Annotated in this window: 13 protein-coding genes; 4 read left to right on the top strand and 9 right to left on the bottom strand. The window is 45.8% G+C overall.

The window, feature by feature from the left end; all coding sequences use genetic code 11:
• Positions 1–137 precede the first annotated feature (137 nt).
• A complete protein-coding gene (locus tag M3212_RS14350; RefSeq protein WP_251194664.1) occupies positions 138–773 on the top strand; it encodes a LysE family translocator in 636 nt (211 codons plus the stop codon).
• 89 nt (positions 774–862) lie between these two features.
• Here the strand turns inward: M3212_RS14350 and M3212_RS14345 are convergent, their stop codons facing one another.
• From M3212_RS14345 to xylB, 6 genes are all read right to left on the bottom strand, one after another.
• Positions 863–2,005: a mannitol-1-phosphate 5-dehydrogenase gene (locus M3212_RS14345; protein WP_251194663.1), complete on the bottom strand. Its 1,143-nt coding sequence runs from the start codon at positions 2,003–2,005 to the stop codon at positions 863–865.
• A 6-nt stretch (positions 2,006–2,011) separates the two neighbouring features.
• Positions 2,012–4,078: a BglG family transcription antiterminator gene (locus tag M3212_RS14340; RefSeq protein ID WP_251194662.1), complete on the bottom strand. Its 2,067-nt coding sequence runs from the start codon at positions 4,076–4,078 to the stop codon at positions 2,012–2,014.
• Between the two features lie 126 nt (positions 4,079–4,204).
• Positions 4,205–6,127 (bottom strand): PTS mannitol transporter subunit IICBA, encoded by a 1,923-nt coding sequence (locus M3212_RS14335; RefSeq protein ID WP_251194661.1) that lies wholly within the window; start codon positions 6,125–6,127, stop codon positions 4,205–4,207.
• Between the two features lie 305 nt (positions 6,128–6,432).
• The gene (locus tag M3212_RS14330; protein WP_251194660.1) at positions 6,433–7,017 is read right to left on the bottom strand and encodes a hypothetical protein; all 585 of its coding nucleotides are present in this window, start codon (positions 7,015–7,017) and stop codon (positions 6,433–6,435) included.
• 124 nt (positions 7,018–7,141) lie between these two features.
• Entirely contained in the window at positions 7,142–7,732 is a 591-nt protein-coding gene (locus M3212_RS14325) for a hypothetical protein (protein ID WP_251194659.1), read from the bottom strand.
• Between the two features lie 533 nt (positions 7,733–8,265).
• Positions 8,266–9,765, bottom strand: a complete 1,500-nt coding sequence (gene xylB, locus M3212_RS14320) for a xylulokinase (RefSeq protein ID WP_251194658.1) — start codon at positions 9,763–9,765, stop codon at positions 8,266–8,268.
• Positions 9,766–9,850: 85 nt separating this feature from the next.
• Here xylB and M3212_RS14315 point away from each other — a divergent pair, with 85 nt between their 5' ends.
• Complete coding sequence (locus tag M3212_RS14315) at positions 9,851–10,456, top strand: YesL family protein (RefSeq protein ID WP_251194657.1); 606 nt, start codon at positions 9,851–9,853, stop codon at positions 10,454–10,456.
• A 155-nt stretch (positions 10,457–10,611) separates the two neighbouring features.
• Here the strand turns inward: M3212_RS14315 and M3212_RS14310 are convergent, their stop codons facing one another.
• The 3 genes from M3212_RS14310 to M3212_RS14300 form a co-directional block, all read right to left on the bottom strand.
• Positions 10,612–11,433: a carbohydrate ABC transporter permease gene (locus M3212_RS14310; RefSeq protein ID WP_251194656.1), complete on the bottom strand. Its 822-nt coding sequence runs from the start codon at positions 11,431–11,433 to the stop codon at positions 10,612–10,614.
• 14 nt (positions 11,434–11,447) lie between these two features.
• On the bottom strand, positions 11,448–12,326 hold the full coding sequence (locus tag M3212_RS14305; RefSeq protein WP_251194655.1) for a carbohydrate ABC transporter permease: 879 nt from the start codon (positions 12,324–12,326) through the stop codon (positions 11,448–11,450).
• A 198-nt stretch (positions 12,327–12,524) separates the two neighbouring features.
• Positions 12,525–13,832: an extracellular solute-binding protein gene (locus M3212_RS14300; RefSeq protein ID WP_251194654.1), complete on the bottom strand. Its 1,308-nt coding sequence runs from the start codon at positions 13,830–13,832 to the stop codon at positions 12,525–12,527.
• 225 nt (positions 13,833–14,057) lie between these two features.
• On the opposite strand from M3212_RS14300, the gene M3212_RS14295 reads away from it, so the two are divergent.
• The gene (locus M3212_RS14295) at positions 14,058–15,242 is read left to right on the top strand and encodes an ROK family protein (protein ID WP_251194653.1); all 1,185 of its coding nucleotides are present in this window, start codon (positions 14,058–14,060) and stop codon (positions 15,240–15,242) included.
• Between the two features lie 73 nt (positions 15,243–15,315).
• The gene (locus M3212_RS14290; RefSeq protein WP_251194652.1) at positions 15,316–16,926 is read left to right on the top strand and encodes a glycoside hydrolase family 43 protein; all 1,611 of its coding nucleotides are present in this window, start codon (positions 15,316–15,318) and stop codon (positions 16,924–16,926) included.
• Positions 16,927–17,028 lie beyond the last annotated feature (102 nt).

Here is a 17,028-nt window from a genome sequence, read left to right as displayed (position 1 = left end):
AAACACATTATAGCGGCAGAAACAAAAAGAAGATAGCATTGATAAAAAATCATTTCCTTTTTTTAGTCATTTTTGTTAACTTATATTTAACAAATGGTAAATTACACTTTCCACCAACACTGCCGAGGAGTGAGAATATGAATGATTTCTTTCCGTTTTTACTGCTGACCTTATTTATCGTCTTGAGCCCCGGCATTGATACCGCGCTTATCACGAAAAGGACCATTGCCGACGGCCGGCAACATGGCTACAAAATGGCGTTAGGAATAACGACAGGCACTTTAGTTCATACGTGTGCCGCGGCTTTTGGCCTTTCTGTTGTTTTAATGCAGTCAGCACTGGCCTTTGAAATTGTGAAATACATCGGGGCGATTTATTTAATTTATCTCGGGGCTTCTTCATTTTTTCAGGCAAACAAGCAGGGGAAGATGGCTCACATGACAAAGCAGGATGATCAAACGAGGCGCCGCACATCAGCGTATAAACAAGGGTTGATGTCCAATGTTCTCAATCCGAAAGTCGCCCTGTTTTATCTTACTTTCCTCCCGCAGTTTGTCAGCAGCAGCAGTGCGATTCCGGTAACTGCCCAGCTCATGATGATGGGGATCATCCACACCGTCTTATCGATCACGTGGTTTCTACTCTATGTCTGTTTTATCAACTATTTACGCAATTGGCTGATGTCGGCCAACGTTCAGCGGATGATGGATAAGGCAACAGGGGGCATTTTAATCGGGTTCGGAATTAAATTAGCACTGGAAAAACAGCAATAGCGTGAATATCCCCGAAAAGGCTGGATTTGCCTCTCCGGGGATATTGATATTCTTTGCCATAACACGAAGCCGATTAACAAAGGAAGCAGTTATCTGCTTTTCAGTATATGATACTGGCGAAGCACCTCTTGCGCCACTTCACTGTTTTCCTCCAGCCCGCTGACTGTTTTCAACACATAGGCGGGTCCGTTCTCCTGAATCATTTTCTGAAGATCCTGCGCTTCCTGATCGGCCGGATCATCAAACAGCAACGCGGCGGCGATCGCCTTAGCAAGATTGTGATAAGGCAAGCCGGCTTTTTGCGCCTGTGTTGCCGGGCGAATCAGTCTATCTTCAGGACCCAGCTTGCGGATTGGCGCTCTTCCCACCCGCGTCACGCCATCGTTCAAATACGGGTTTTTAAACCGGTTAATAATTTTTTGAATATAAGACAAATGATCGGTTTCATCCAGACCATACTCTTTGACAAGATAAGCCCCCGTCTCCTTCAATGTCTCCTCAACCTGAGTTGCAATCTTCTCATCTGCCAATGTCTGATCAATCGTCGCTTTTCCTTCGAGATAGCCGAAATAGGCGATCACCGCATGACCCGTGTTAACCGTAAATAACTTGCGCTCAATAAAAGGGGCAAGCGCTTCGACGATTTTCATTCCATCAACTTCAGGAATTTGCTCGTTCGTTTCGACGACCCATTCAAAGTAAGGTTCAACGAGCACATTGAGAGAATCCTGCACCTGAATCGGGACGATCCGGTCAACAGCGGAATTGAAGAAAAACACCCTTCCTTCGAGCCTGCTCTTTTCTTTCCCATCAAGCTGATCGATAATATGCTGCTTTAACATATCTGTCGCCCCGATTTGGTTTTCGCAGGCGATTACATATAACTTTTCATCTGTGTCAGCGATTCTCTTAGCAATTCCGCGGGCGATTAACGGCGCGATCCTTGGTAAAATAGCCGGACCGATCGCGGTAGTCAAATAGGTGGCGTTCCCAATCGCTTCGATGACTTCGTTCTCCTGGCTTAAGTTATTTAACCCGGACACATTGTCTATCGTTACCGCTTCTTTCTGCTCTGTCGCCAGTATGACGTCGTAACGCTGTTTTTCATTTAGCTGGTTAATAATTTGCTCCGCAATATCGACAAAGGTGACATGGTAGCCGGACTGGGAAAATAAGGACCCGATAAACCCTCTACCGATGTTCCCTGCTCCAAAATGGACAGCTTGCTTCAAACTAAATCAGTCCTTTATCAATTGATTTTGTAAATAATCTAAAAATAATTCCTCCAGCTTTTGGCGGATCATCGTTTCATTCGCCGATGAGAAGACCATCATCGCCCGATCACTCTCGATTAAGCTTGTACTAATCATACTCAGTATTTCCTGCTCCCTGTTGCTCATATTCTCTGGGGCAAGCATTAACAACAGGTTTTTGACCGGCATCACTTCCCCATCCATTCCTTTCACCCGGCACGGCTGCTCAAAATGAGCTACCTGAAAAATCAGCTCATGCACCCCTTCTGCCCGGCAATGGTAAAGAGCCATCGTCGTCTGCGGGATACCAAGACCTCCCGTGTGCTCCCGCTCCTTCAGTCGCTCGATAACTTCAGCTGGATTCGCGAGAAGTCCGCCATGCTCCGCCTGTTCCACCATCTCCTCTAACACATGCCAATAATCATCGCCGGAATGATGAAATACATTAAAATGATCGAGAATCGCCTCCATACTGGAATAGACATCCTTGATCTCCTGCAAAAGAATCCGGATCGCAGGAAGACGGGCAGGCTGATTGTCAGGGGCTAAATAGTGCTTGTTTCTAGTTACCCGCTCTACATTTCGCTGCAAATGCTGCTGAATGATTTCAATATCGTGATCATCAAGCAGCGGACCCACCAAAATGTAATCTATATTCGTAAAAGGGAGCCGCACTGTGGAAATAACAAGGTCATATTCCTCAAGATCTTCCGTTTGAAAATCCTTAATCGACACTATATCGACCGTCTTAATTTCAGCTACTTCGTTTTTGATCCGGCTTGCCAGCATTTTCGATGTACCGATCCCTGTCGGACAGACAACGACCGCTTTGATGCTAACCTTTTCTTCTCTCATCAATAACGCCGAGCCAAAGTGGAGGACGATAAAAGCAACTTCATCTTCAGGAAAGGTGATATCTTTAAAGTGTCTCTCAAGGCTTTGTTTTACAACGATAAAGAGAACGGGGTATTTTCTTTTGATATCCTCCGTCAGCGGATTAAATAAGTCGAACTGCTGCTTCAGCCGGTAGATCGCAGGAGCCATGTGGGCAAGCAAGCCGCGGTAAAGGGAGAAGTCATCGGCCAAATTAACATGCAGCTTGGCCGAAACCTCGTTAATGACGTCCTTTAACAGCTTTCCCAGCACGATGCTGTCATAATAGACGGACTCATCCGTCTGAACTTTCGAGCCTCTTAAAATGACTGTTAAAAAGTAAATGTCGTTCTCCGTAATCGGAATCGAGAGACTCTCCTTCAGCTCCCGGCAAATTTTTGCCATCCATTGAAACTCGGCTGTCTGATCATTTTCAATTGGATAATCCAGCTCCAACAGAAAATGATGCTCCGTCCGTTGCATTGACAGGCAAATATGAACAATTAAACCGATATAATCACTGTCTGCCAGACTGATTTGCGCTTTCTTAGCTTCCCGCTGGAGCAGTTCGTCAATCGCGCCAAAATACTCAGGCACAAAATAGCCGAGAATGTGATCTGTTTTCTTCCCTTGCTGCAGCAAATATAAACTTTCCAGCAAATCCTCATAAAAATAAATGAGCACATAGCTGGCTAAAGCATGGCGCTTGTTCTCTTCATGCGCCACCAGTTCAATTCCAACCCCTCTTTTTCTCGTTAACGTAATTGAAAATTTACTTAACCAGTCTGCTATATCATCGAGGTAGGAGGTTAATGTCGCCCCGCTGACCCCAAGCTGTTGGGCGAGAACCTGCTTTTTAAAAGAGGGGCCTTCATGCAGCAGTGTCACGAGCAGTTTCAGCTTGCGTTCCTCAGGTGTCTCATCAGTTGGATCAACGCTCGCCAAATGCTGGATCAATCTGTAAATCTGTTCATTTTTCCCCTTAATAAACAACCCTTCATTTCCGGTGCGGTCTACTCCTAATTCAAATTGCTGCAACATTTTCTCGATCGATTTCAGATCCCTTTGAATCGTTCGGACACTGACATTTAAATAGGTCGCCAGAGAATGAACGGTATGCTTTCCAGATGTTTTGACGATGAGATCAATAATAGATTTTTCCCTTGAGGTTATAAACATTCTTCTCACTCATTTCACTTATTAGGTGTTTCTTCCAAGAGAAAAAAGCAACAGAGAAGTGGAATTTGCGTGCTTAAGCGCGCCGTTGCCTCCCTCCTTCCGGCCGGCCCCGGCGCACAAGCGCATTTATTTGCGGTTAATAATCTCCATTAATTCTTTAGCTGATTTCGCTTCAACCATTTGATCGACATTTCCCTGCTCCGAACAAATAACAGCAATGCCTGAAAGGATTTCTAAATGCGTCCCGTCTTTTCCGGCAATCCCGAAAATCAGCTTGGCCTGCTCACCATTAAAATCAACGCCGTCCGGCACTTGGACAACTGTGAAACCGGATTTAATGACCGCCTTCTTTGCCTCTTCCGTTCCGTGCGGGATCGCGACATTGTTACCCATGTACGTCGAGGTAATCTCCTCTCGTTCCAACATCGCTTCTACATAGTTGTCTTCCACATATCCGGCCTTCACCAGCGCTTCACCAGCAAAGCGAATCGCTTCTTCCTTCGTCGCGAACTTCTGGCCGATGAAAATGTTCTCTTCAAGCAACAGATCATCATCTTGATCGAGATTCGGCTCGACGTCCGCAGCGTCTTTCTCAGCCTGTTCGATTAGCTCTGCCTGTTCTCCGGTAATGCCATTTTGCAGGCCGGCAATCAGCTTATCGTACTCCGGACTTGATAAGAAGTTATCGACTGAAATGTGGTAAGCGTCAGGTGCCTTATTACGCGCACGCGGCGTCAGCTCTTCCTGCGTGATCACGACCTCGGCGTCAGCCGGAATATTGCTGATCGCTGTATTCGTAACCGTCACATCAAGCTCTGCTTCTTTTACTTTCTTCTTGAGCAGCGAGGCGCCCATCGCGCTTGATCCCATTCCGGCATCGCAGGCAAAAACAATCTTACTGACCTCTTTCGGCAAAGTTTTGTTATTTCCTGCTCCACCTGTCACCTGTTCGGCAACCGAGCTCTTCTTACCCTTCATTTGCTCCATTTTCTTTGTTGCTTCGTCCAGATCCTCTTCTGTCTGCTTGCCTGACTTCAGTACGATCGCCGAAATGACGAACGACACAACAGTTGAAACGAGGATGGCGGCATAGTTTGCGATATAAACCATCCCTTCCGGAGCCGTTACAAGAGTAATCGCAATAATACTACCAGGAGAAGCCGGTGAAACAAGTCCCCCACCTAATAGGACGAGGGTGAAAACCCCACTCATACCACCAAGAATGACCGATACTAATAACATTGGCTTCATTAATACATAAGGGAAGTAAATTTCATGAATCCCGCCGACAAAGTGAATCAGCGCCGCACCCGGTGCAGATTGTCTTGCCATCCCTTTGCCAAACAGCATGAACGCGAGCAGCACCCCTAAACCAGGTCCTGGGTTCGCTTCGAGAAGGAACATCACCGAGCGGCCCGCTTCCCGCACCTGCTCCAGCCCGATCGGAGACAGCACACCGTGGTTGATCGCGTTGTTTAAGAATAAAATTTTCGCCGGTTCAATCAGAATACTTGTTAATGGCAAGAGCCCGGCATCGATCAGCCAGTCAACACCAGCCACCAGAATTTGCGTAAAGCCGTTTACGGCAGGACCTACCCCAAGGAAGGCGAGAATCGCCAAAATCCCACCGAGAATACCGGCAGAGAAATTATTGACGAGCATTTCAAAGCCTGCCCGGACCTTTCCATCAATCGCCTGATCAAATTTCTTAATGACATAACTGGCGAGCGGTCCCATCACCATGGCTCCTAAGAACATCGGTGTATCCGGCGCGCCGACGATCACACCCATCGTCGCAACCGCCCCGACAACCCCTCCTCGATGATCGTGAATCAGCTTTCCTCCCGTGTAACCGATTAAAAGCGGCAGCAGGTAGGAAACCATTGGATCTACCAAACTGGAAAGGCTTTCATTTGGAAAGAAGCCAGTTGGTATAAATAAAGCTGTAATCAAACCCCATGCAATAAAAGCACCAATATTCGGCAATACCATTGAACTGAGGAAGTTACCAAACTTCTGCACTTTCACTTTCATATTTGATTGTGCCATTTCATTCTTCCTTTCAAAAAATAATCATAACTGCTAACTCAATCATAGAGCAGCCTTAAAGCGGGATTCAATGACAATGAAAACTAACTTTGTCGCCCTGTTTATGACAAGACTATCGTTTCTCAAGTTATAAGTGTCTCCTTATAGTGGAATAACTATCCTTCCTTTTAGAAGAAGATGTTTCAGCTGCTGCCACAAAAAATAAGCCTGGGGCAAAAAAGGCTCGTTTCCTTTCCCTCAAGCTTAAAAGCAGGACTACATACAGCACCAACGTAGTGAAGTCTAATTACGAAGCGGTATATCGGTTACTCCCCTCTCCGATAAAGCAATTCTCCCTCAGCGGAATAAGCAGAAACCGTGTCGACTCCCTCAGTACCGTCATCTTGTTCTGAAACAAGATACCAATAGGCTCTCCCGTTAGTTCGTATTAGATTTGCATCACGTTTGCCATCGCGATAATCAATCGTCATTTTTTTAATTTCAGGGTCACTCATTTCTCCGAAAAATACAGTTGTATAGGAGCCTTCGTGATCCGTAGAAGCATCCCCTTTATGCCACGTTGATTGACTAAAAGAAAAAGGCTTTCTATCCCCCTCCGTAGCGTGACCTGAACTCCCTTGATAATCCCAACCATCTTCTTTTAATGAAAAGTGCAGTATTCCATATCTCTCCTGAGACTGGTAAAAAGCAAATGCCGTTTCACTTAATTCTTCAGTATGAAAAACATCAGCTGCTGCAAGCTCACTTTCTAATGCCGCTTCCTGTACCGTTTTAAATTGAGTGTTTGTATCCTCCTCAACGATAGGGCTACAACCTGAAACCAACATCAACATGAGATAGAAGGAACCTATCGCAAATAAAAGGAATCCTCCTTGTTTGATTGCCTTCATTAAATCAGCCTTTCTTTTTTAGTGCATACAAAACCAACAGCCGTTGTCACAGCTTACCTTTACTTCCACCCTTTTGTTGAAAAAAACAGGTCCTATTTTCTAGATTTATTTAATCAGTACAGTCCTAATCCTCCCAATAAAAAATGGCGTCCATCACTAAATATTGATTAGGTTTTCGATAGATTGTTGGTATTTTCGTTTGAACGGACAGAGGTTGAGTCAATTCTTCAGTCTCTAATAATTCATACTGAAACTCTTTTAATGATTGTTTCAATTGTTCTTCAGTTCTTTGAAATTTCTCACTACAAACGAATCTATTAGTCCCGTCAAGTAACGTGCCATATGCTCCACCCACTTCTTCATTTGTTTCAACCTTAATTTTTTTATACCTGTCATCTTCACCGATGATTGCTACAGGTGCTAAGCGGCAAATATCTATAATCATTCCATTTGTCTTAACCTCTTGAACCCCGTATTTCTCTTCAACGACTGTACTATCTTCTTTTCGATAGCAAAAAAATTCAACAAAAGAGGCGTATCCACTGCCAAAATGATTCCACTCTGCCTCACATACTAAATGAGGTATACGGTTAATTCTATAAAATAGCCCTCTAATATGTGCTTCAATTTCTTGTTCATTCTTTGTATCATAAGGGTACGTTTCTCCAAGAATTTCCCCCTCGATTAAGGCTTGTAATTGTTCTTTAGAAAACATTGATGAAGTACCTCTTTCGTCACTAATAGTAGGTCTGCCAACTCCTAAACTAAAGCTACCCATTACCTTAAGTACATTCTTTCACAACGTTAGGACAGCAAGGAGTTATTCTAGTTTACTTGATAATTCAAGCAATATTTCTTCTACAAGAGAGTATATTGTTTGCTCTAATTCCTTATTATACTGAGCCTGGCTTTGACTGCATCCAACTAACAACATTAACATAATAATCAATACATGATGTGTTTTCATAATAGCCCCTTCGATTATTGTAAAGGACCCCTTAGTAAACCCTCTACTTCCATTTTATACTCTATAAATTCATACCATTAACTTTAACATAAAAGTAACATTTTTCCTCAATTATTCCACGCCATTCATGCTATAAGAATTCTGAAAACAACTTATTATCTCTGCCTATTGATTCATGTAGAAGGCATATGAAAAGGGCCATGCAAAAGGTGAAAACAGCCTCTTGCACAGCCCCTAGTATGGCTAACCGGTTTTGTTTCAGTCTTCCTCAAATAAGCATCCTATTTCCGGAATTTGACTAAGCTCTTGTTCAATTCCTTCGTATTCAAATAGACAGCCTGATAAAGCCGGAATAGCTCCTTGTACTGTGCAACGTTGTCTTTTATCGGCTGAAATTCCTTTTCGACCTTCAAAAATGCATCTGCACATTGGCGCAGGCTCGTAAACCAGCCGCAGCCGACAGCGGCCAGCATTGCCGCCCCCATTCCCGGTCCTTGCTCGCTTGAGAGCTTAACGATGGTCGCTTCAAAAATATCGGCCTGCATTTGCAGCCATGTTTCGTTCTGCGCGCCCCCGCCGATGGAGACAACCGTTTCAATCTTCTTGCCCTGCTCACGGAAAATTTGCACCGACTCATGCAAAGAACATGTAATTCCCTCCAGGATGGCGCGAACAAAATCTTTCCGTTTATGCGAGCTGTCAATGCCGATAAAGCTGCCCCGGATCACCGAATCGGCATGCGGCGTTCGCTCCCCGGCCAAATACGGGGTAAACAGCAATCCATTGGCGCCAGGCGGAACCGTGTCGACTCCTTCGAGCAGTTCGGCATAGCTTTCACCCTTCGCAAATTCCTCTTTAAACCAGCTGAGGCTGAACCCGGCAGCCAGCGTCACACCCATCGTATAAAAGCAGTCAGGGGCGCCATGATTAAAATAGTGAACGGTTCCCTGAAAATCTTTATCCCCGCTTGATTCATAGGAAAGCACAACGCCGGACGTTCCGATGCTCGCCAGCGTCCTCCCCTCCTCAAGAATGCCTGAACCAATCGCTCCGCACGCATTATCGGCCCCTCCGGCAAATACACGCGTTTGTCCAGGCAATCCGGTACGTTCAGCAATCTCTGGCAAAACGGTGCCCACCTCTTCATGCGAACCGATCAGCGGCGGACAAAAATCAGGCTCCAGTCCGAATAGGCGACATAGCTCTGCACTCCATTCTTTTCTAGCGATATCGAGCAATAGCGTCCCGGCCGCATCCGAATAATCGATATGAAGCTGCCCGGTCAGCTTCAGCCGGACATAATCCTTTGGCAATACAAATGTGCGTGCTCTTTGAAAAAGCGCAGGCTCATGCTTTTTCACCCATAAAATTTTCGGCAAAGTAAACCCTTCTAACGCCGGATTCTTCGTCACCTGAAGAAGCCGTTCCTTGCCGGCCGTCTCGTAAATTTCTCGGCATTCTGCTGTAGTCCGCGTATCATTCCAGAGAATCGCATTGCGAACAGGCTTCTGCTTCTCATCCAAAAGCACGAGGCCGTGCATCTGACCGGAGAAGCTGAGCCCCTCAATCTGTGAGCGGTCTCCGGCAAACTGTTCCAGCAGCTCGCTCAATCCGGCAATCGTCTGCTTCACCCATATGTCCGGCTCCTGTTCACTGAAGCCTGCTTTCTGCTGGATTAAAGGATAGGCTTTGGAAACCTCTGCCGCTACTTCCCCGTGCTGATTGACAAGCAGCAGCTTGACGGCGCTCGTTCCTAAATCAATTCCGATTACAAAGTTCATCGCATTCCCTCCCTCTTTGTTTGTTTATTAAACGAATAAAGCATTATATAATAGATCCTGTATCTTTATTGCAGGGAGGCCAATTATGGGGCGTGCATTATACAGTATCCTTGAATGGATCACACGTTTTGCCTATTTAAATGGGCTATGGATTTTCTTTACAATAACGGGCGGGATCGTACTAGGATTATTCCCAGCGACCGTAGTGATGTTTTCCGTTATGCGCCAATGGCTGAAAGGGAAGAGCGACCAGCCTGTCTTTCCTGCATTTTGGCGGCTTTACAAGCAGGAATTTTGGAAGAGCAACCGGCTGGGTCTCATCATCTATCTCATTTCATTTATCTTCATCTTCAATCTCTTTTTTCTTCAGGCTAATATCGGTGAGCTGCTGCTCTGGACATCCGCTCCGTTGCTTGGCGGGATGCTGTTCTTTGTTCTTATACTATTTTATCTTTTCCCGACCTATGCGCATTTCGACCTACCTGTTTTTCAGCTGTTCAGGCATGCCTTCTTAACGATGCTCGTCAGCCCTCTTCATACATTGTGTATCATCCTCGGCCTCGGCGGCTTTTATTTGCTCGCCACCGTCATTCCGGCATTGGCTGTCGTATTCGGTGCCAGCTTCTACAGCTTCATTACGATGTGGGTCTCCCTTGACGCATTTCACCGAATACATAAGAAAAACGCGTAGCGACCTTTCTTAGAAGCAGTGTGGAGCCGTTATACTCTTTAAGGATGGCTGAAAACGAGCTTTTTATAGTCATCCTCGTAACGCGCGAAGCCGGCGCCCCGCCCTCCAAAATTTTTATTCTTTTTAAGAAAAGCGCGTAGGGGCTTTTTTTATCACTACCCTTTTACCGCGCTCGATGAAATCCCTTCGACGATTTTGTTGCTGAAGAACAAAAAGGCAATCAAAATCGGCAGCACGCTAATAACAAGCGTCGCTCCGATCGCGCCCCAGTCTGTCATATATTGGCCGACGAAGTTTTGAATGCCGACGGTCAATGTTTTGTAGGCGTCTGAACTGATAAACGTATTTACAAAAACAAACTCATTCCAGTTATAAATCATATTAATAATCGCCGTCGTCGCCAATACCGGACTGGAAATCGGTAAAATAATCGTAAAGAACAGGCGGTGCAGGGACGCTCCGTCAATGATTGCCGCTTCTTCAATTTCTTTAGGAATCGTATAATAAAAGCTAAGCAAAATCATGATCGTAATCGGCAAGTTGTAAGCCGTGTAGGTTAACACAATCGACAGCGGATTATTAATTAAATTCACACTTAAAAACATACTAAAAAGCGGAATTAACGCAGAATGAATCGGAATCATCAACCCTACCATAAACAGCCCTAATACGAGCTTACTCAGCTTCCATCTCATTCTTGTAATCACAAACACAGCCATACTCGCAATTAACAGCGTCAAAATAATCGAAACTCCGGTAATCCAAATGCTGTTCCAAAAGTAAGTGCCGATCCCGCCTTCCCAGACAGCTAAATAGTTTTCCCATCTGATTTCCTGCGGAAGTGCAAATGGTGAACCAGCGAAAATTTCACGATTGCTCTTTAAGGAAAAGAGAAACAGCCAGATAATCGGAAAGATTTGAAAAACAGCTACAGCAGTTAAACAGAGATACAGAAAAAAATAACCAATACGCCCCATCGCCTAAACCTCCCTTAATATTGGATCTCTTCTTTGTCAGCGGTCAGCTTGCGGATAATGATCGTCACGATCAGGGTGATCAGAAGCAGCATAAACCCGACGGCGCTTCCATAACCGAAGTTATAGTTGCCGAAAGCAAGTTTGTACATATAAGAGGCCATTACTTCACTCGCGCCATTCGGACCGCCACCGGTCATAACATAAATCAAATCAAAGTATTTCAGTGAGCCGACAATCGCCAGCACAATCGTTACTTTGATCACGCCCATGATTAAAGGCAGCTTAATCCGGGTCGCTATCTGAAATGGCGTCGCGCCATCAATCTTCGCCGCTTCAATGATTGATTCAGGGATACTTTTCAGCGCCGCATAATAAATCAGAATATAAAAGCCGGCATATTGCCACAAAATCGGAATGAAGATCGAATAGAGGACAATATTTGGATCAGCGAGCCACAGCGGCGGATTTTGCACGCCGATTGCCATGAGTATCGTATTCAGCATGCCATTTGAAGGATTATAGATTTTAATCCACAGCTGGGCGATGGCGACTGACGACAGCAGCATCGGAATTAAGTAAATCTTTCTCAAAAGGTCGGCCCCTTTGATTTTAGAAGCCAGGATCATGGACACAGCTAAATAAATAACAAGGCTGACAGTCGAAAAAAGAGCTAATAAAAACGAGTGTCCAGCACTTTGCCAGAAGTTTGCATCCTGGAGGACGTTTAAATAGTTTTCCAGACCAATAAACTGCATTGCGCCAATTCCGTCCCAATTCATCAACCCATAATAACCAGTTAATAGTAAAGGAATGAAGATTAATAGACCTACGAGTAACAATGCAGGGAGAATATATAAAGAGATAAACCATTTATTGGACATCACTCTGTTCATATCGATACCCCCTTATTTACGAAATAGAAAAGAGCCTGGATCAAAAGGTTGTTTTCACCTTTTCCAGGCTTAAAGCAGCGCGCGACGTCTGCGCCTGGTTTTACACGTCCGTTACGGAAGCAGCTTTCTTCACGAACGGCAAAGCGGGGCAGCGGGGCACGCCGCTGTTTTTCATAATGCCATCATTTATTTACCAGATTACTGCGCTGAAAGAGCCTCTTCATGCTGTCTGGCAAAATCCTCAGGGGTGATTCCCCCGCCAAATAAAGATTGAATTAAATCTAAATGTGTTTGCGCTACGGCAGCCGTCATTTGAACATCAGCATAAAGAGTCAGATTCGTAGCATCATTCAAATCTTCCAATACCTCGACATACATCTCAGGTAAATCAAGACCCTCTCCGTCGACAATCGTTGCCGGAATCACGCCCGCTTCTGCTACGGCTCTTGAGCCCCATTCCTCCACAAAATAAGCGGCAAACTGCTTCGCTTCCTCTTTCACATCAGAATCTTCAGCGACGAACAATCCGACTCCCGGTCCACCGACAAAGCTGTTAACATCACCTGCTCCGTTCACGGTCGGGAACTTGAAGTAGCCTACGTTGTCCCTGAATTCCTGCGGAACATCCTCATTCGTTGTATAGTTTGGCAAATCCCATGTCGCGATCATGTACATCGCCGCCTGCTCATTCATAAACATGCTTTTTGCTTCTTCATCGGCCAGTCCGTTGAATCCGCTTACAAACGAGTCGTTATCGACCATCTCCTGTACCTTTGCCGCCGCTTCGACTAAAGCCGGATCCTCAAATGAACCTGAGCGGTTAATCGCATTTGTCAGCACATCGGTTCCGCCAATCCGGTCAGCAAAGTACATGAACCACATTGAACCTGTCCAACGGTCTCTGTTGCCGAGTGCGATCGGCTGCACATTATTTTCATTCAAGGTGGCGATCACCTGCTCAAATTCCTCATACGTCGTTGGCGCTTCCAGATTATACTCGTTAAAGATCGCTTTATTATAGTAGACATAGACCGTATTTAATTCTAAAGGCAATCCATACGTCTGCCCATCTTTTTCATACGCTTCGAGCGTTCCCGCTACAAAGTTATCACGCAGTCCGCCCTCCAGCATATCATCCAACGGACTGAACTTGTTCCCGTCAACGAAAGGATCCAAGTAACCGGCCGCCCATGTCATCCCGACATCCGGTAGCTCGTTCGCCGCGGATAAAACCGTAATTTGATCCTTATACTGCTCATTGCTTAACACTTGAAGGTCAATCGAAATCCCGTGCTCCTCCTCAAAATCGGCAATGATCTCATTGACAATCCGGTAATGTTCTGCCGAGCTGCCCTGTGGCCATAAATGCATGAACTCTACCGTCGCTCCTCCCTCTGCGCCACTATCGTCTCCTGCCGCATCCTCATTTGTGTTTGAACATCCTGAAACAATAAGCACCGCTGCCAGTAACATAAAAAACGATGTAACCGCTTTCCTTTTCAACATTGCGGAACCCCCCTTAATTATTGTTGGAAGAAGTTAGTATTCTCTAACTCAACGCTAGAATAGCATGAAAAACATCGTTTGTCTAGTGGATAAACTAAGTGATAAATTGAATAAATCATGTTATAATAAACCCCAGGGAAGCGGTTGCATTACATCTGACGACCAACGCACTTTAATGAGAACTTAGCCTGATTCTAAAAAAAATCAAGAAAGCGTGGATCAATCATGAAAATGACTCAAACGTTCAACCAGCATGTCGTCAAAAAAAGAAATAAGTCCTTGATCCTTCATGCGATTAAACAATTTTCTCCCGTTTCCAGAGCAGCCCTTGCCAACAAAACCGGTCTCAATAAAGGAACCGTCTCCTCGCTCGTTAATGAGCTGCTGGAGGAAAAACTAATTCTTGAATCCGGACCGGGCGTCTCAAGCGGCGGAAGAAGGCCGGTCATGCTGCTGTTTAATCAAGCGGCCGGCTATTCAATCGGGATTGATCTTGGCGTCAACTATGTTCTCGCCGTTCTTACCGACCTTCAGGGTGTGATTTGCTATGAAAAACAGATTAAAGTAAACCGCCCGACCTTCATCGAGATTAGAGACATTCTTTATGAGGTAATCGACGAATTAATGGCCAATATGCCTGACAGCCCGTACGGGGCCGTCGGAATCGGGATTGGTGTTCCAGGTACAGTAAGCACAGCCGAAGAAATTTTGCTCGCCCCTAACCTGAACTGGAGAAATGTCGATCTGAAAAGCCTCCTCGAAGAAAAATATCGCGTGCCGGTCAAGGTGGAAAACGAAGCAAATGCCGGGGCTTACGGGGAAAAGAAATTCGGCATCGGCCAGAAATGCAATGACATCATTTATATTAGTGGCGGAATCGGAATTGGGGTCGGGCTTATTTTGAACGGCGAGCTTTATAAAGGGCATAATGGCTTATCCGGTGAGCTCGGTCATATGACGATCAAGCTTGATGGACCGCTCTGCAATTGCGGCAACAAAGGCTGCTGGGAGCTCTACGCCTCTGAAAAAGCGCTGCTGCAAATGGCCGAACGTCAGGGAATTTTTTCAAGTAATGAAGAAGCAACCTTGGAAGCCGTTGTTCAGCTGGCAAGCTCCGGGGATGAAAAGACTTTGCAGCTAATCCGGGAACTCGGTGAAAACCTGGCCATCGGAATTAACAACATTATTAATACGTTTAATCCTGAACAAATTATTATCGGCAACCGGCTCGCCGCCCTGCAAGCATGGCTTGAAGAGGCGCTGAAGGACAACTTGAAAAAGCATGCCTTAGCCACGCACCAGAAGAACCTGCAAATCGATTTTTCTAAATTGGAAAAGCGTTCAGCCGCCCTGGGGGTTGCCGCCTCCTCTGCCGAGCATTTCCTGGCAATTAATTTAGAAGAAAACTAAAAAGGCTGAAAGTCCAGCCTTTTGCCACAGTAATCTGTAAGCGCTTTACTAAATTCATGTAGAGGTGATAAACATGTCGATCATTCGAAACCCGATCTTGCCAGGCTTTAACCCGGACCCGTCCATTTGCCGAGCCGGTGAAGATTATTACATTGCCGTTTCGACCTTCGAATGGTTTCCTGGTGTAGGCATCTACCATTCAAAGGACTTAAAAAACTGGCGGCTCGTTTCCAGGCCGTTAAACCGTCTCAGTCAGCTGCAGATGATCGGAAATCCGGACTCCGGTGGAGTATGGGCGCCGGCCCTCTCCTATCATGACGGGCTGTTCTGGCTCATCTATACGGACGTAAAAGTGACCGAGGGACAATGGAAGGACTGTCACAACTATCTCGTCACATGTGAGACGATTGACGGTGAATGGTCAGAGCCGATTCATATCAACAGCTCAGGCTTCGACCCTTCCTTATTTCATAATAATGACGGGAGAAAGTATTTCGTAAACATGGTTTGGGATCACCGCGTCTCTCATCATAATTTTTACGGTATCGTTCTACAAGAGTTTGACGCCGAACAGAAAAAGCTGGTCGGCAAAAAAGAAATCATTTTTAAAGGAACTGATATTAAGCTGACTGAGGCCCCGCATGTATATAAGGCAAATGGCTATTATTATTTGCTGACGGCTGAAGGCGGTACAAAATATGACCATCAGGCGACCATCGCACGTTCGAAAAATATATGGGGACCTTATGAAGTTCATCCGGAAAACCCGCTTATTACATCGTTTCCTTATCCAAGAAACCCGCTGCAAAAGGCCGGCCACGCTTCAATCGTCCAGACGCATACCGATGAATGGTTTCTCGTTCATTTAACAGGCAGACCGTTGCCAAGAGAAAATCAGCCATTGCTCGACCCGCGTGGCTTCTGCCCGCTCGGAAGAGAAACGGCGATTCAGCGGCTTGAATGGAAAGACGACTGGCCCTATGTCGTCGGTGGCAACGAGCCGGCACTCGAAATCGAAGGACCGGCCATCGACGAAGTAAAATGGGACGACGTTGCCGAAAAGGATGATTTTGACCAGGATACATTGAGCCTCCATTTCCAGACGCTACGGATTCCGCTTGATGAGAGCATTGCTTCACTTAAGGACCGCCCAGGCCATCTGCGGCTCTACGGAAGGGAGTCACTGACATCGAAGTTTACCCAGGCCTATGTGGCAAGGCGCTGGCAGCATTTCACCTTCACCGCCGAAACAAAGGTTGCCTTCCACCCTGAGACATTCCAGCAGGCGGCCGGACTAGTAAACTATTACAATACGCAAAACTGGACTGCGCTCCAGTTAACATGGAATGAAGAAAAAGGCAGAGTGCTTGAACTGACGACATGCGATAATTTTACATTTGATCAGCCGTTACAGGACCGCCCGATTGTCATCCCTGAGAATATCAACTACGTTTATTTGCGCGTTGACGTAAACACCGGTCTTTATCGTTATTCCTACTCCTTTACCGGCAAGGAGTGGACAGAAATCCCGATCGACTTTCACTCCTATAAACTGTCGGATGACTATATCCAGGGAGGCGGTTTCTTCACCGGTGCCTTTGTCGGGATGCAATGTCAGGACACGTCCGGCCAACGTTTACACGCCGATTTCGATTACTTTATCTATAAAGAGCGGCATCATTAAGAAAACCGCGTAGCGGCTTTTCTTAGAAGCGGCGTGCGGAGCCGTTACAATCGTTTAAGGATGGCTGAAAACGGGCTTTTTTCAGCCATCCGCGTAACGCGC

Origin of the sequence: Halalkalibacter oceani (assembly GCF_023715705.1) — a bacterium.
GTDB lineage: Bacteria > Bacillota > Bacilli > Bacillales > Bacillaceae_D > Halalkalibacter > Halalkalibacter oceani_A.
Note: the sequence above shows the minus strand (reverse complement) of the source record. Positions and strands in the feature narration are given on the sequence as shown.

Bases quoted from the DNA above. Each gene is read 5' to 3' on its own strand.
- M3212_RS14350 (WP_251194664.1), top strand. From the start codon at position 138: ATGAATGATTTCTTTCCGTTTTTACTGCTGACCTTATTTATCGTCTTG.
- M3212_RS14340 (WP_251194662.1), bottom strand. From the start codon at position 4,078: ATGTTTATAACCTCAAGGGAAAAATCTATTATTGATCTCATCGTCAAA.
- M3212_RS14335 (WP_251194661.1), bottom strand. From the start codon at position 6,127: ATGGCACAATCAAATATGAAAGTGAAAGTGCAGAAGTTTGGTAACTTC.
- M3212_RS14330 (WP_251194660.1), bottom strand. From the start codon at position 7,017: ATGAAGGCAATCAAACAAGGAGGATTCCTTTTATTTGCGATAGGTTCC.
- M3212_RS14325 (WP_251194659.1), bottom strand. From the start codon at position 7,732: ATGTTTTCTAAAGAACAATTACAAGCCTTAATCGAGGGGGAAATTCTT.
- xylB (WP_251194658.1), bottom strand. From the start codon at position 9,765: ATGAACTTTGTAATCGGAATTGATTTAGGAACGAGCGCCGTCAAGCTG.
- M3212_RS14315 (WP_251194657.1), top strand. From the start codon at position 9,851: ATGGGGCGTGCATTATACAGTATCCTTGAATGGATCACACGTTTTGCC.
- M3212_RS14310 (WP_251194656.1), bottom strand. From the start codon at position 11,433: ATGGGGCGTATTGGTTATTTTTTTCTGTATCTCTGTTTAACTGCTGTA.
- M3212_RS14305 (WP_251194655.1), bottom strand. From the start codon at position 12,326: ATGAACAGAGTGATGTCCAATAAATGGTTTATCTCTTTATATATTCTC.
- M3212_RS14300 (WP_251194654.1), bottom strand. From the start codon at position 13,832: ATGTTGAAAAGGAAAGCGGTTACATCGTTTTTTATGTTACTGGCAGCG.
- M3212_RS14295 (WP_251194653.1), top strand. From the start codon at position 14,058: ATGAAAATGACTCAAACGTTCAACCAGCATGTCGTCAAAAAAAGAAAT.
- M3212_RS14290 (WP_251194652.1), top strand. From the start codon at position 15,316: ATGTCGATCATTCGAAACCCGATCTTGCCAGGCTTTAACCCGGACCCG.